Consider the following 15,123-nt stretch of genomic DNA (forward strand, 5'->3'; position numbering starts at 1 on the left):
ACAAAGGTAAGGAAAATAGATTAAATATGCAAATTTCATTCAGGTACGGAGTAATTCCAAAGATGCTTTTTCAAGTCTACGCATCCATTTTGTTTGAAAGAGATCCCTTCTTCCAACAAGAGTTGTTTCTGCTCTGTCCAACCCGGAACAAGCCGTCCCGACGCATTGACAACCCGATGACAAGGCGCAGATAAATCATCCGGAATCTGTTTCAAAGCACGCCCCACCATACGGGAACATTGAGACATTCCCAATAATGCGGCAATTCCCCCATAGGTAGAAACTTTACCTACCGGAATTTCTCGGACAACCTGATACACCTCTTGACAAAAGGATGCGGAAAGGCTCGCCTTATCTACTTTATAATCTTTCATCACTCAAACATTACTTTATTTCAGTTCCAAAACTAGATAAAAAGAAAAGAATTTGCAAATAATAAAAGCATTTCAAATAAAATATGCAACTTTATTTGCTTTATTTACAAATAATCCCGACCTTTGTACCCATTAAAAGCAACCCTATTATTAACAAAACAAGCACTGCTGTTATGAAAAAGAAAACTATCCTGTTCGCTTCTTGTTTATTGGGAGCACTGGCTTTCAGCTCCTGTGAGAAGAACCTTTATGATGAAAGTAAACAACCCGAGAAAGAAAAGAAAATGACTGACTTGGAAGTACCTGCCGATTTCGACTGGAAAGGTTCTCAAAATACCAAAGTGAAAATTGCCAGTCAATCAACTGCTACTATTTCTGTATTTCTAGAAGAAAATTGCAATGAAGAGGCTTTGATGCTTCGAATGGATGTCGATGCCAACACATCAAAATTGGAACTCCCAATTGAAATTCCTGCATATATAAAAAATGTGTATGTAAAATATGGTAATGGCTCTGAAATACAAACTGTTCCTGTTGAAAGTAATGGTACTATTTCTATAGTAGTACCTGCTAACGCTACGGCATTATCCAGAGTTACCACAAGAGCTAATAAAGAAGTTGAAACGAACAACATCTTCAATTATCCGGGATATGGCAACGGAACTATTATGTTCGAAGATATGTATCCAGCTTTAGGCGATTATGATTTTAATGATTTTGTTGCATGGTATAATTTCCAAATTGACGGTTTTTATTGGAGTCACAATCAATGTTATGCAGAATACTTAATGATAGGATTCCAAATCAGAGCTATAGGAGGTATATATGACTACAATCCTTATATCCGCTTGGCAGAAGTACAATATAATGAACTTGATTTAGAAGAAACTCAAATGTATCTTGAGCGTAACAATCCTGAAGAGGCTGAAAATATCAAAATCCTAAAAGGCCCAAAAGGGGAATTGATTATTTCACTAAAGAAACCGGCCATTCCTAACGGATACAAGTATTATAATACGGAGGTAAATGAAAAAACAAAGCCTAAAAAAATGATGGCCATTTACTTGGTGTTCAACTCACCTGTTAACGTTAAAAGCCTACAAGACAGTAAAATGGACTTTTATATTGCAAAAACTAATAAAGGACAAGAAATCCACTTAAAAGGTTATAGCCCGGTTTATTATAACAGCAACGAAAGTTATGTAAATGAAGACAACTTTATATGGGGATTAAAAGTACCTGCATCTTTACATCATGCCAGAGAAGAAGTAAACTTCTTGGAAGCATATCCAGACTTTGAACAATGGGTAACATCGGGAAGTCAAGAGAACCAAAGATGGTGGAATAAGCCAAAAACGAATAAGTTGATTATGAATTAATAAATATACAGTAAATCATATACTGAATTAAATAAGAGGTAAGGTATGTCAATAGATTTCCTTACCTCTTATTTTTATCATATGAATTCCATAGAAGTATAAACAGATAAATGCTCACCACCAAATTTTGCAGATTCTATCCTATCCTTTCCTCTTCAACAAATCTGTCGGACTCTCTCCAAACTGTTCTCTATAACATTTAGTAAAATAAGAAGGAGAACTAAAACCAACTTCATAACCTATCTCTGCCACTGTCATATCCGACGAAGCAAGCAGGGAAGCAGCTTTCTTCAAACGAGCTATACGAAGCAGTTCATTCGGGGAATAATTAGTTAGGGATTTGATTTTGCGATAGAGTTGCACACGGCTTAATCCCATATCTTTACCCAAGTCTTCCACATTCAAATTTGAATCTCCCATCTTTGCCTCAATCAAAGCTTTGAATTTTTCCACAAAGTCTTTATCCATATCACAGACATCCTCTTTCGCCAACGTTTGTCCGTCACCAAAAAACTGTTTCAGGCGGCGGTGTGAATCTATCAGATTACGAACGCGTGCCAATAGTAATTGCGAACTGAAAGGCTTGGAGATATAAGAATCTGCACCACCATCATACCCTTGAATTCGTTGTTCATCCAAAGAACAAGCTGTCAATAGGATAACAGGAATATGACAGGTTTGTAATTCGCTTTTCAAGCGACGACAACATTCAATTCCATCCATTCCGGGCATCATTACATCGGAGATAATCAAGTCCGGGACATATTTCATAGCTTTACGAATACCTTCCGAGCCGTCTGCAGCTTCTATAACAGTATAATCAGTATGAAGCAATCCATGCACATATAAGCGAATATCAGCGTTATCATCAATAATCAGAACGCAAGGTTTGGAAGAGTCGTAACTTTTTTCCAATTCCTCTTCTTCGTAAGTTAAAGCATCATTCAAGCTCGAAGAACCGGAATAACCGGAAGTTGCAGGAGTTGCCGGAACCCCAGCAACGGCAGAGGTTGTAGCATCGGTGGAGGTTACAGAAGTAGCAGACACAGAGAATGCCGGAGAGTTTTCAGAAACAACAGTCTCGCAAGTCTGCACAGGCAAATCAACGGTAAAGATAGTTCCTTGCTTTTCATCACTTTCCACCGTGATGGTACCTTTATGCAATTCCACAAAAGCCTTTACCAATGCCAGTCCAATACCCGAACCGGCATGGTGCATATCTATCTTATAGAAACGGTCGAAAATATTCCGGATATGCTCCGCAGAAATCATTGAACCGGTATTGGCAACGGTAAAGCGAATCCAGCAATGATCGTCTTTAGTCAGGGAAGACAAGCGTACAGTTACTTTTCCGTTTTCCGGAGTAAATTTGAAAGCGTTGGAAAGGAGGTTGAAATAGATGCGTTCCAACTTTTCTACATCTGCCAATGTGCGGTAATCCGTATCCGGCATATAATCGAATGAGAAATGAATATGCTTCTTCCGGGCTACTGCCATGAAAGATTCGTTCCATCCTTCAAAAGAAGAAAGAATGTCTAACGAAATAGGAGTATATTCCATTTTTCCATTCTCGTATTTACGAAAATCCAGAATCTGATTGACAAGACGCAAAAGGATATTCACGTTTCGCTGAACTAACAATAACATTCGGCGCTGATCTTCACTCAAAGACGAATCAGCCAGTAAATGCTCTACCGGGTCGGCAACTAATGTCAGTGGAGTACGAAAATCGTGAGATATATTTGTGAAGAAAACCAGCTTGGCATGAGTCGCTTCTTCCAGTTGATGAGAAAGCTGGATAAGCTGATCCCGCTGTTCTTCGAGTTTGTCACGCTGTTCTTCAAGAATATCCCGTTGCTCTTCGAGTTTATCGCGCTGTTGCTCTACTTGTTTCTTCTGTTCGGACAACTCTTTATTCAGGCGATTCTTGGAACGGAGGGATTTATAGACTACCAACAACAATCCCGCTACTAATAAAAGAATAACCAAGCCGCCATACATCACGACCTGCTGCGTAGCTACACGCGACAGATACCCACCGATACGTCCGTTCAATGTTTCAATCTTCTGATCCAGTTCCGAGATATGGGTAGTCTGAAGTTGCATAACGTGCGCGTTCGTGCGGTCTACAACGGCAGTATTCATGACCGTTTCGCGAGGATAAGACTTCTTCTCAAGAATATTCATGGCCAGTTGCATCACTTTGTCCCCATTAGTCGGATAAATAAAAGTTGCATCCAGCACATTGTCAAGCACCAATTCAAGCCCGTTTCCTTTGCCGGGCAGGGCATCAATGCCAACAAAAATCATTTCCTTTTCACGTCCGGCTTTCTTCGCAGCTTGATAGGCTCCCGGAGCGATACGGTCGTTATGTGCATATACCGCATCAATCTTCGGATGACGGCGAAGCATACTATCCATTTCCACTTCTGCCGGTTCACGTTCCCAGGCAGCATCCGCTTTATCAATCAGTTTGATATCCGGATAATTGCTGATAGCAGCCATAAATCCCTGATGGCGTTCCATGGCAGGGGTGGAACCACCCAGTCCGGTAAGCTCCACTACATTCCCTTTCCCTTTCAGACTTGATGCGATATAATTTCCTACCGCACGACCTATTTCATAATTATCGGCACCGATATAGGCAGTATATTTATCAGAAAGTATCTTCCGGTCTACAAGAATGACAGGTATTCCTTTCTGATAGGCCTCCTCCACAATTGGAGTCATGGGAGCCGCTTCATTGGCGGAAATTATCAGTAAATCAACTCCTTTATCTATAAAATAATGAACATCTTCCGCCTGCTTACGGTTATCATCCGCCGCCGAGCGGATTTCAACCGACACTCCATCATAAAACATCGCTTCGCGAAGAATCTCATCATTCATCTTGTGCCTCCAAGAGTCATCGCTACATTGGGCCACCCCAATACGGAAACGAGGCGCATCCTGCCGACAGGCCGCCAAGCCCAAAAGACAAAACAAGACTGTTATCCACTTCGTATATTTCATCGCTTCAATCATTCCCTTTCTTTCGTATATCTTTTGTATTTCTTTCTGTAATCCAAATTTCTCTCCCCGCATTATTTGCATTCACCACCGGGAAATACATCAGTTCCACTTTCACAGGGTTCAGCGTATATTTTCCAGTAAAGCGTGGAAGCAAAGGAACCGTAAACTGATAAGTACCTACCGGTAATTTTTCGCTAAAGATAACAGTTTTCTCTTTAAAATACTCACGATATACTTCAGAACGGGAGAAATTAACAGGTTTTGAGGCATAACTACAACCTGCCGGAACAGGAACTTCGAGCATCACATATTGCGCACCCTCCTGTTTCACCTGCAAGGTAACTGTCAATGTAACAGGTACACCCGCCACCAAAGAGTCTTTTTCCAAAGTCACCTCCACCTTGAAAGCATCACTCTGACGAGCATTCATCACACGCTTCATTGAATAGACACTATACAATAAAGGCTCTTTTCCCGTTTTTGAAATAAGCAGACTGTCGCCTGCTGTCAGCCGGGCATGATAAGGAAATTCCGTAATTCGTTGATGATCCTTACCGCTCACAGACACCGACGTTCCTGACATCCCTCCGGAACCTGCCAGCAAATCGGTCAGAACAGTTGCCACAGCCGAAGAAGCCTGATACGTATTCCATCCGCGCTCCTTAGTCCGCAAAATATACAATTGCATATTTTCTTTCAACTTACACAGGGAAGGGTCATTTTTAATAATCCGGTAGGCTATCAATGTATTTATCATCTGATTTCCCTCCCAATAATAAGTACGCCGTCCGTCGTCACAGTAAACACCTTCCAGCATATCCTTTTTCAGATAAGGACGTACGCTATCACCCACATTCACCGAATCCACCTGTTGCTTGATTTCCCAGAGAAGCAGCTTCTCTTTCAAGTATGAAAGAGGACGATAATACTTGTTTCTATTTGCCAACGAGTCTTCTTTCTGTTCCAATTGCCGGACGAAAGGTTCCAATAATCTGACTGCCGAAGAATAATCCGCCTCTACTTTCCACTCATGCAGAGCATGAAGTATTTCTATATCTTCCAGTTTCATTCCTCGATAAGGACGCGTATGAGCATACTCCACTTTCAAACCATTCAGATTCAACTCCACAGGATAACCTGCATCTTGCGCCATCTTCAAAGCCCGCAGAATATGCGCAGACATCCAGAAAGAAGTATTTTCAGAGTTCCCCCACCACGACCATAACTGATGTTTGTTCTGATGATTCGTCAGTCGATGGATGATAGGTCGAATTGCTTTATCTACTTTCACCTTTTCACCCTTACTCTGCATATACTGTTGGTAAGCCAACAAACCGATTAACTTGGATGCCAGCTGCTCATTGCACAAATATTTGTATCCTGTCAAGTAATTCACTGATTCTTTATAGATGTCCAACTGATTGTCAGTGATACTCACCATCACTTCTTCATCCTCGCCGGATTGCACTTTGACCGTCTTTGCATCGGACAGAATACCCAATGTGCCCTCCGCCAATTCAGTTCCCTGTGGCAGTATCGGAATCGTATATTCCTCTCCATCCTGATAGCCATCGTCGCGAGTGAAAAGATAGCTGATGGTCACGCTATCGGCATGAACTGCCTGCATCGGCACTGTTTCATGAAATCCCTCCATGAAACTCACTTCCTGCCGTTTCAACGTATCCGTTCCGACGCAGAACTGTGTCTTTCCGGCTATGTGCTGCCCATCCAGATAATTGCGGATAGTCCCGACCACCGTACTCTGATCCCCCTCCACCAAGAAGCGGGGAGTTTTCAACTCCGCCATCAACGGTTTGTAAGAGCGGACGAAACGTCGGAAAGTACCCGTCTGCAAACGACGGTTCATGCCATAAACGACAGTTTCCCATTTCGTCACATTATCGGGGAAAGTTGTTTCAAACTGTACCGTTCCGGTTTTATCCGTAAACAAACGAGGCTGCCAGAAAGCCACATCCGAAAAATTCCTACGTAAGCCATTCAATTGCATCAGTTCATTATACAACTGTTCGTTATCCGCTTCTTCTTTCGCTTTCTGATCTTGCTCTTCCAGTTTCTCCAAAGGTGCGGTTGCAGCAGCAGAAGAAGAACCTACCATTAATCCGGCAACAGACCCCGTCAACGAAGATCTTGAACGCATGCCGTATCCTACAACGACCACTTCCTCCAGCGCCTGACTATCTTCTTCCAAAGTAACCAACAGATTGGCTCCGGGAGTTGCTCTCATCTCCTGCTGTTTAAAGCCGACATAACTAAACAAAAGCTGATCCCCTCCCCTGTCACAATCCATTTCGAAATATCCGTCCATGTCAGTGATCGTTCCCTCCGTCGTTCCTTTCACCACCACGCTGCACCCGATTAAAGGCTCTCCGGTAGCATCCGTTACATAACCGGAGACTTTACCGCCGTAATTGCGTACATACTGCCTGATCCTCATTTCCCTGTGACCAGGAAAGTTTGTACCGATCCTGCCAATTCCTCTTCCCAGCAAGAGCCACCCTGCTGACAACGAATCGCGTTCGTGTAGAGGCAGAGATTCCATATCTACATCCAGATAGGTATATGATTGTATCGTCAGAGCATCCTGTTTCAGATACTTTCCATTGTTATAAAGCAAAATCGCATCATACGTTCCGGCAGGAAACTTGGAATATATTCTATTCATTTGCACCAAGGTATCCGGATAAACCAGTTCTCCGGTAGTGCAGTCTTTAAAGAGCAAGTTAGCCACTCCGGTAGAATCTTTTTCTTCCGGAAGCCGGAAATTCAACGTCTTATCCGGCAGGGAGAAATAAATCCGGGTGGGATGCCAACTCTTTCCCTTGCGAAGTTCGGCCACCAGACTACGGAATCTTTCCGGTGATAAATGGTAATCATTCAAAGTCGGAATCTTTGCCACAGACGAAAAATTCAGATAAGCCGGGCACAGTTCCTCATCCTTATATTTATAAACCACATTGCCCTCGAATTCATAAGAGAAACCTCCCTCGTGCCGATACAACACACCATTCATATATTTCCAAGGTCCCGGCTCCACAGGACCTGCCAATATCTTTTTCTTGTAGCGCGACAGCTCCATGAGTGAAACCGGAAACAGCTTTCCATTATGTTTGAGCGAAGTATATACCGCCCCATCCATCACCGGAAGACGACAAAGATACCGTTCATAACGCTTCTTCTCTTCCGAAGTAAACTTATACTCATCATATTTCCCTTTCCTCTGCCGCAACCAGACTACTTCCACTCCTTGCGGCAACTGATTCATATCGAAACTTAAAATCGTTTTCTTGCCCCGGTCGAAAGCCAGAGAATCAATGATGAAAGCCCTGTCGTGCATTCGCAACATTATCTTCTGCTTTCCCGACGGATGCAATACAGGAAAAGAATACTGCTTAGGCTGTTCCGTCCACGAAAAATAGCAGGGAACATCGTTCTGCTCAATCACATAGATATTCACCGCCCGCCCGTTCAGCATCACATAAGGAGCAAACTGGGTGGTTCCATCCGGTGTATCAACCGTCTGACGGAACAGATTTCCCGAAGGATAAGCAAACTGATAATAAGGCAACTTATCCAAATGAAGCAACTGGTTCCAATGCTGATAATCCAATGTGCCGGTATGTAGATACTCTTTTTGCTTCATTGAGTAGGAAGCACGTTGCTCGCGCGGACGGGGTGCACTCCCGTAATAGGGTAAATCGGGTACGTGATAATCCAGCTGCGTGTTGACCGCAAAAGCTGTCAGATCGACGTTGGATACCGGACGCCCTTGTATATTGGTCACGTTCAATTTTGTTTTCACTTTCTGACCGGGATACACTCGTTCCGGCAAATCAGATTCAATCACCAGCCGTTCGGAAGGTGAAGTGTACGAGCGTTTCAACATACATTCCTTATCCCCCATGAAATAAAATACTTCTACGTAATAGACGGAAGAGGGATCGATCTCTCCGGATTTGTGTTCCATCTCTTTTCCCGAACCTTTCTGCAACAGGCGGTTGCCTTGATACACATACCAGGAAAGTTCCAGCTGCAAAGGATTGGAAAGGGAGACACAGAACGAATCTTTTTCTATGCCGCCATTCAGTTCCAGTTTGGAGTCAAGTGCGGCGGAAGCAATCGTCGTTTCATATCCTGTTTCCGGTATTTTGAAACGATAGTCCGTCACCGCCTGATTGAACGGTTCGCGATAGGGCAAACGCACTTTCTTCACTTCTTTCTTTTCACCATAGGTCAGTTCGGCCGCCACAGGACGCTCCACTCCCAGGTCGAAGAATGAAAAGCAAATAGTATCCGCCTGCGTAGTGCACTGCATATCATAGCACGAATAGTAGAAAGTCGCTTTGCTCTGCTGCTCCAAACGGTTATTGTCTGCCGTAAGCAAAACTACATTCACCGTATAGAAGCAATCGGAAGCTCCGAATATCCGAGCAGGAATATCTACCGAAGCTTTCCCGGAAGCATCCAGTTCCGCCTGCACGGACATCAGTGTATCGGGCAAAGAAAGTATCTGCACATACGACTTCAGTACCTGCTGTCTGCCGACAGTCACTTCTACATTCACCTCCCGCAAAGGAAGTCCGTTGGCATCCGTTGCACTGATATCCATGCGGTTACTCTGCGATGCATATTGCACATTCGAAGCCAGCTTCACCAACAACTTGTTTCCGTTCAGTTCGTAGTCTTCATATTTGAAATTGGTGGAGGCTACGATGCGTCCCCGCTTATCACGAAGCTGTACAGTATATCTCTGATCGAGCTTCAGGTTCAATGAATCCGCCAACAGGAATTCTCCGGCGAAGCCTCCCGGATGGTAAGGGACGACGGACATTATCTTCTTATAGTCACGCCAGGAAGAACCGACACGCATCCACAATGAAAGTTCCTGTTTCAGAGGACGTTTATGTTCGGAGAGAGCATAAGACTTGAAACGGACAGTTTCGCCCGGTCTGTATTTATTCTTGTCAGTAATCAGGTAACTATAAAACTCCGGTGCATCTTGCCGCCCATAATCATTTTTATACCAGGGTGGTACAAGGTGTTTCCTCAAATCGAATACCGCACGAAACTTATCCACTTCAACTGTCAGGATATGCTGTTCTTTCTGCGACCAGTTATCGTCAGTATACGTCTGACTGTCTTCATCGTAATAAACAGCCTTGCTGCCTACCCGCACTTTGGCATCTTTCCTGATAGTTCCCCCGGCATCAACCACCTGCAAGGTGAGTACACCATACTCCTTGAAAAGGAAAACATGAAAAGGAATCACCGGAGCATAACGGTAATGAACTTCGTTCCGCTCTACATCAGCCAGCAGAAAATGCCCTTTGACCGGAGGATTGCTCCAAGCATCCGTGAAACGGGCAAAAGGAGTCTGCTGTATTTTATCCCATTGTTTCTGTCGGAGTTTGCCTTTGAGAAGTTTCAAAGCCTCTTTGTTAGTCAGTTCGAAAACGATCGTTTCGGGAGAGGTATCATCCCAGATCATCGGTTGTCCGAATGCTCCATTGGCAAAAAGCAGGACTCCCAATAACAACAGGCTCTTTAGCTGGCATAGCATTGTGTTCATAGTATTCGATAGATTGATTGAGAACAAAAATAGAAAATAAAACTGTGAGTATGCTATAAATCACTCGATTATTCGCAATCTTATCCCTTGAAAAAAAGTAAAAATGGTCCCCCATATTTACGCGGGAACCATTAACAAACGTATAAAGGGTAATACGAACACTTAATTGATGTTATAAAACATCTCTTTTTATTTGGATTATTTGCAAAGTTGACAGAAGTCCGTATCTTTGCAATGTGTTTTTCATAGTATTAGATTTAAGGTTAACAAAGGTTGGAGCAAGGCGTTGCTCCTTTTTTTATGCCTGTACGTTTCGTACGTACAAAAAACAAGAGGTACACCCCACGAAATGAAATATACCTCTATGCTTACTATCAATAAAAGAATTACATCAGTCTATCTTTCAAAACCTGCGGAAGTTCGGGCATCGCACCTCTCTGTGTGCAGACATAAGCAGAAACCTCAACAGCCAGTTTATGCGCTTCGGGCACCGGTTTTCCATTGAGAATGGAGGCACAGAAAGCAGCTGTAAAAGAATCGCCTGCGCCCACTGTGTCGGCAACCGGTACTTTGGGCGTCTCCAGGAAAGAGACAACGCCCGGTGTGAACACATAGCTGCCATTGATGCCGCAAGTGAGAATCAACATCTTCAGGTTGTATTTTGCCAACAGAATCCAGCATTTATCCTGCAAATCAATGCCGGGATAACCAAACATACGGCTGATAGTCACCAGCTCTTCGTCGTTTATCTTCAGGACGTTGCAACGGTGGAACGATTCGCGCAGTACCTCTTTAGAGTAGAAATCCTGGCGGAGATTGATATCAAATATCTTGAGCTGTCCGTCTATATCGGGCATCGTATCCAGAAAGCGATTGATAGTGGCACGGCTCACTTCATTACGTTGAGCCAGCGAACCGAAGCAAACAGCACGTGTGCTCAAGGCCAGACGTTTCAGCTCATCCGTAAAGGGAATGTTGTCCCACGCCACGCCCTCTTTGATTTCGTAACAAGGCACGCCCTCGTCATCGAGCGTCACCTGCACCGTACCGGTAGGATAATCGACCTGTTCAATCTGCATCTTCAACTTCTTCTCGTTGAATACTTTCAGAATTTCTTCTCCCAGTTCATCCCTGCCTACGGCACTCACTACACGACTGTCAAAACCAAACTGTGATACATGATAGGCAAAGTTTGCCGGAGCACCACCGATTTTCTTTCCTTCGGGCAACACATCCCAAAGTGCTTCGCCCATTCCTACAATTATATTATTCATGATATACGGGTTTTATTGTTTCCAAAGTTATAAAATTATTTTCTGATACGGAACGTATAATACAAGAGATAAAGCACGCCCACCGTCATTACGGCGATAGCACCATTCTGTCCCATGGAAGTATCCGAAGCTACTCCCATTGCCAACGGAAACACCGTCCCGCCGAAAAGTCCCATAATCATCAAGCCGGAAACTTCGTTTTTCTTACCCGGCAGATAAAGCAATGCCTGCGAGAAGATAACGGAAAACACATTGGAGTTACCGAAACCAATTAAGGCGATGCAGGCATAGATAATTGCCTTTTCATGGAAGATAAACAAACCGATCATGGCAATCAACATCAGCACCACACTAATGCCGAAGAAAGATTTCGGAGACATCTTACGCAAGATGAAAGAACCCAGAAAACAGCCCGCCGTACGGAAAATAAAATAAAGACTGGTTGCAAAAGCAGCATCATCCAATCCCATACCGATGCGCTCCATCAGAATCTTCGGGGCGGTAGTGTTCGTACCTACGTCAATGCCGACATGACACATGATACCAATAAAACAAAGCAGGATAAACGGTTTACCAAGCAGGGCGATGCATTGTCCGAAAGTAGACGGTTTGCCATCTTCTTTCTCCTCTTCAATCTGTGTGACATTGAGCAGAAGAATAGCGATGACGGCCACAATCATATAAATAGGGAACAGGATGCGCCAGCCTAAATCGAAAGTCGGAATGGCCTGTGTCGCTCCCCACATGGCGATATAAGGTGCCAGGAAAGAAGCAATGGCTTTCACAAACTGGCCGAAAGTCAGGCTACTCGCCAAGCGGTCGCCACGCACGATATTGGAAAGTAACGGATTCAGAGAAGTCTGCATCAACGCATTTCCAATGCCCAGGAGGGAGAAGGAAATCAACATCAGCATATAGCTGTCGCCGAAAACGGGTAGCAACAGAGAAGCGAAAGTCACAGTCAAACTAAGCAATACGGTTTTCTTCTGACCAATGCGGCTCATCAGCATGCCGGTGGGTACGGAGAAAATCAGGAACCAGAAGAATACCAGTGACGGAAAGATATTCGCCTGTGAGTCCGACAGCCCAAGGTCTGCCTTTACGTAATTGGAGGCAATGCCTACCAGGTCAACGAATCCCATGGCGAAGAAGCAAAGCATCACCGGGATTAGTTTGGAGAGGGAAGAGTTTTTACTGTTTTCCATTATTTTATCTTTTATATGATGAATTCTGTTTCCATAGGGCGGAGCACATAACCCTACGGCAATGTATGCATCAGTCCTTTATATAGTTGGTGTATCTCCCGTTCCTTGTTACTTTAAAGCTACGGTATTGTTGGGTTACCACGGCCGTGGTAGCTTCTTCCCACGGCTGTGAAGAGTTCTCACCACGGCCGTGGGAGGATCTCGTCACGGCCGTGGCGAACCAACAGAACCGTGGCTTTGAAGAAAGTGTCTCCGCACTTTAGTAGAACTCTTCCACTAGGACAGACGTACTCTTCCATAAGGAAAGACGTATTAGTCTATAGGGAAAGAAGTTTTTACTCTAAAGAAACAGGGAAAGAGCGCATGGAGTTAGGAGAATGAGCTTATTTCTTCAACTTGTAGATCACAAACGAATCCACTTTATACGCTCCTCCTTTACTGTAAAAGTCGATATGAGTGTAAGGTTCCGACGGGAATACTTGATTAGTCATCACAAAACGTCCGCCATCACCAAAGGCTTCCACACTGGATTTGTCAACAAACAGACGGAGTTTCAATTCGTCTTTTCCACTTTCAATGGCCGTCCAGGTCAACATTGGGAAGTTCTCATTGAAACCTACATCTCCGCTCTTGCGGCGGTCCATCGAGAATTTCTTTTCTTTCATGTCATATTGCATATCCACTTCTTCGCCTTTGTCATTGTAGAGACGGAAGCCGATTACGTCTGCATGTTGATTTTCAATCGTCAGTTCTATTTCGTATGCACCGCCATTGCCGGGAATCATTTCTTTGATTGTGCGTGTTCCGTTTACTTTGAACGAACGTTTCTTGGAAACATCACGCAAAGCCAGCAGTTCGGGAGAGGGAGCTGATTGGAGGTAAGTCTCACCATCTACGGTAAACAGGCTCAAGTCGCGGGGAACGGAGTTCGGACTACGGTATTGGGAGGTAGGAACATCGTTTGCATATTGCCAGTTGCTCATCCAAGCGATAGCGATGCGACGGTTGTCGGGAGCATCACTCCAAGTTACAGTGGCGTAATGGTCTTTTCCCCAGTCCATCCATTTGGTTTGGGAGGGTGATTCATTTACAAATTCTTTTCCGTTGAACGTTCCGACAAAGTATTGAGTGGCACTTCCTCCGAAAGGACCTCCGGGATTCAAATTACAAAGCAATACCCATTTCTTTTCGTTCGTGCCGTCTACTGGAAGTTCAAATAAATCAGGACATTCCCAAACACCGCCATGTGCACCTTGTCCTTCACCGAAACTACTTTCAAAGGCCCAGTCTTTCAGATTGGAAGAAGAGAAAATTTGCATTTCCTGTCCTACTGCCAACAACATAATCCAACGTTGAGTCTCTTTATGCCAGAATACTTTCGGATCGCGAAAATCACGGGCATCAGACGTCAATACCGGATTATTTTCATATTTTGTAAAAGAACGTCCATTATCTGTGCTATACGCAATACTTTGTACTTGTCGATCACTATTCTGCGTATAAATTGCAACAATAGCACCCGCACCGAATCCGGCAGTATTATCAGTATCTACTACGGCCGAACCGCTGAAAATTGTACCAAGCGCATCAGGGGTAATAGCATCGGGACGATGTTCCCAATTTATCAGGTCTTTACTGATTGCATGTCCCCAATGCATATTGCCCCATTTGGAGCCATAAGGGTTGTGCTGGTAGAAAAGGTGATATTCACCATCTTTATATACCATCCCATTGGGATCGTTCATCCATCCATAAAGAGGTGAGAAGTGATAAGTAGGACGGAACTTTTCACGATTGCCCGTATCGAACGTGTCGGACAATTTCATTTCTTTGCAGCAAACAGCGGAAAGTTTACCCCGTATCGGATCATTCGAACCTAATTTAAATTTCAATAATATGTTTTTACCTGCATAGTCCGAAAGATCCAGTGGAACAAAATAGTCCACTCTGTTCACTGCCAGGCGAACATCCGCAACGTTCACCTCTTTATTATTAACGATCATGCTGACACGTACATCAGGCATCACCTCCTCTACGGGTAAAAGCAAATAACGTTGATTTGTATTTATATATACCAGGCAATGTCCTTCACCCAAATCTTTTATTAATAAAGAAGAAGTATCGGCTGAAGCATCCGAAAATGAGAAAATCATCATAACCAGAATTGTCAAAAAGGTCTGTACTTGTTTAAACGAGAATAATACATTCATGTCAGATGGTATTAGAGTTAATTATTAATATTCATTGTCTTCTATTTGTTACCATGCAAAGATAGGCGTAACGGATAGTTAC

At 43.7% G+C, this 15,123-nt stretch carries 7 protein-coding genes; 1 reads left to right on the forward strand and 6 read right to left on the reverse strand.

Going from position 1 to position 15,123, the window contains the following annotated elements:
- Positions 1 to 35 precede the first annotated feature (35 nt).
- A complete protein-coding gene (locus KSX81_RS04925) occupies positions 36 to 374 on the reverse strand; it encodes an MGMT family protein (protein ID WP_004307078.1) in 339 nt (112 codons plus the stop codon).
- Positions 375 to 547: 173 nt separating this feature from the next.
- On the opposite strand from KSX81_RS04925, the gene KSX81_RS04930 reads away from it, so the two are divergent.
- On the forward strand, positions 548 to 1,753 hold the full coding sequence (locus tag KSX81_RS04930; protein ID WP_254884172.1) for an LruC domain-containing protein: 1,206 nt from the start codon (positions 548 to 550) through the stop codon (positions 1,751 to 1,753).
- A 141-nt stretch (positions 1,754 to 1,894) separates the two neighbouring features.
- Here the strand turns inward: KSX81_RS04930 and KSX81_RS04935 are convergent, their stop codons facing one another.
- The 5 genes from KSX81_RS04935 to KSX81_RS04955 form a co-directional block, all read right to left on the reverse strand.
- On the reverse strand, positions 1,895 to 4,765 hold the full coding sequence (locus KSX81_RS04935; protein WP_316931800.1) for a substrate-binding domain-containing protein: 2,871 nt from the start codon (positions 4,763 to 4,765) through the stop codon (positions 1,895 to 1,897).
- Positions 4,766 to 4,769: 4 nt separating this feature from the next.
- Positions 4,770 to 10,352, reverse strand: coding sequence for a carboxypeptidase-like regulatory domain-containing protein (locus KSX81_RS04940; protein ID WP_217725484.1), 5,583 nt, complete (start codon positions 10,350 to 10,352; stop codon positions 4,770 to 4,772).
- 386 nt (positions 10,353 to 10,738) lie between these two features.
- On the reverse strand, positions 10,739 to 11,626 hold the full coding sequence (locus KSX81_RS04945; RefSeq protein WP_217725483.1) for a carbohydrate kinase family protein: 888 nt from the start codon (positions 11,624 to 11,626) through the stop codon (positions 10,739 to 10,741).
- A gap of 35 nt (positions 11,627 to 11,661) precedes the next feature.
- Positions 11,662 to 12,831, reverse strand: a complete 1,170-nt coding sequence (locus KSX81_RS04950) for an MFS transporter (protein WP_217725482.1) — start codon at positions 12,829 to 12,831, stop codon at positions 11,662 to 11,664.
- A 383-nt stretch (positions 12,832 to 13,214) separates the two neighbouring features.
- Entirely contained in the window at positions 13,215 to 15,041 is a 1,827-nt protein-coding gene (locus tag KSX81_RS04955; RefSeq protein WP_217725481.1) for a DUF4980 domain-containing protein, read from the reverse strand.
- Positions 15,042 to 15,123 lie beyond the last annotated feature (82 nt).

Source organism: Bacteroides sp. MSK.18.37, from assembly GCF_019129155.2.
Lineage (GTDB): Bacteria > Bacteroidota > Bacteroidia > Bacteroidales > Bacteroidaceae > Bacteroides > Bacteroides ovatus.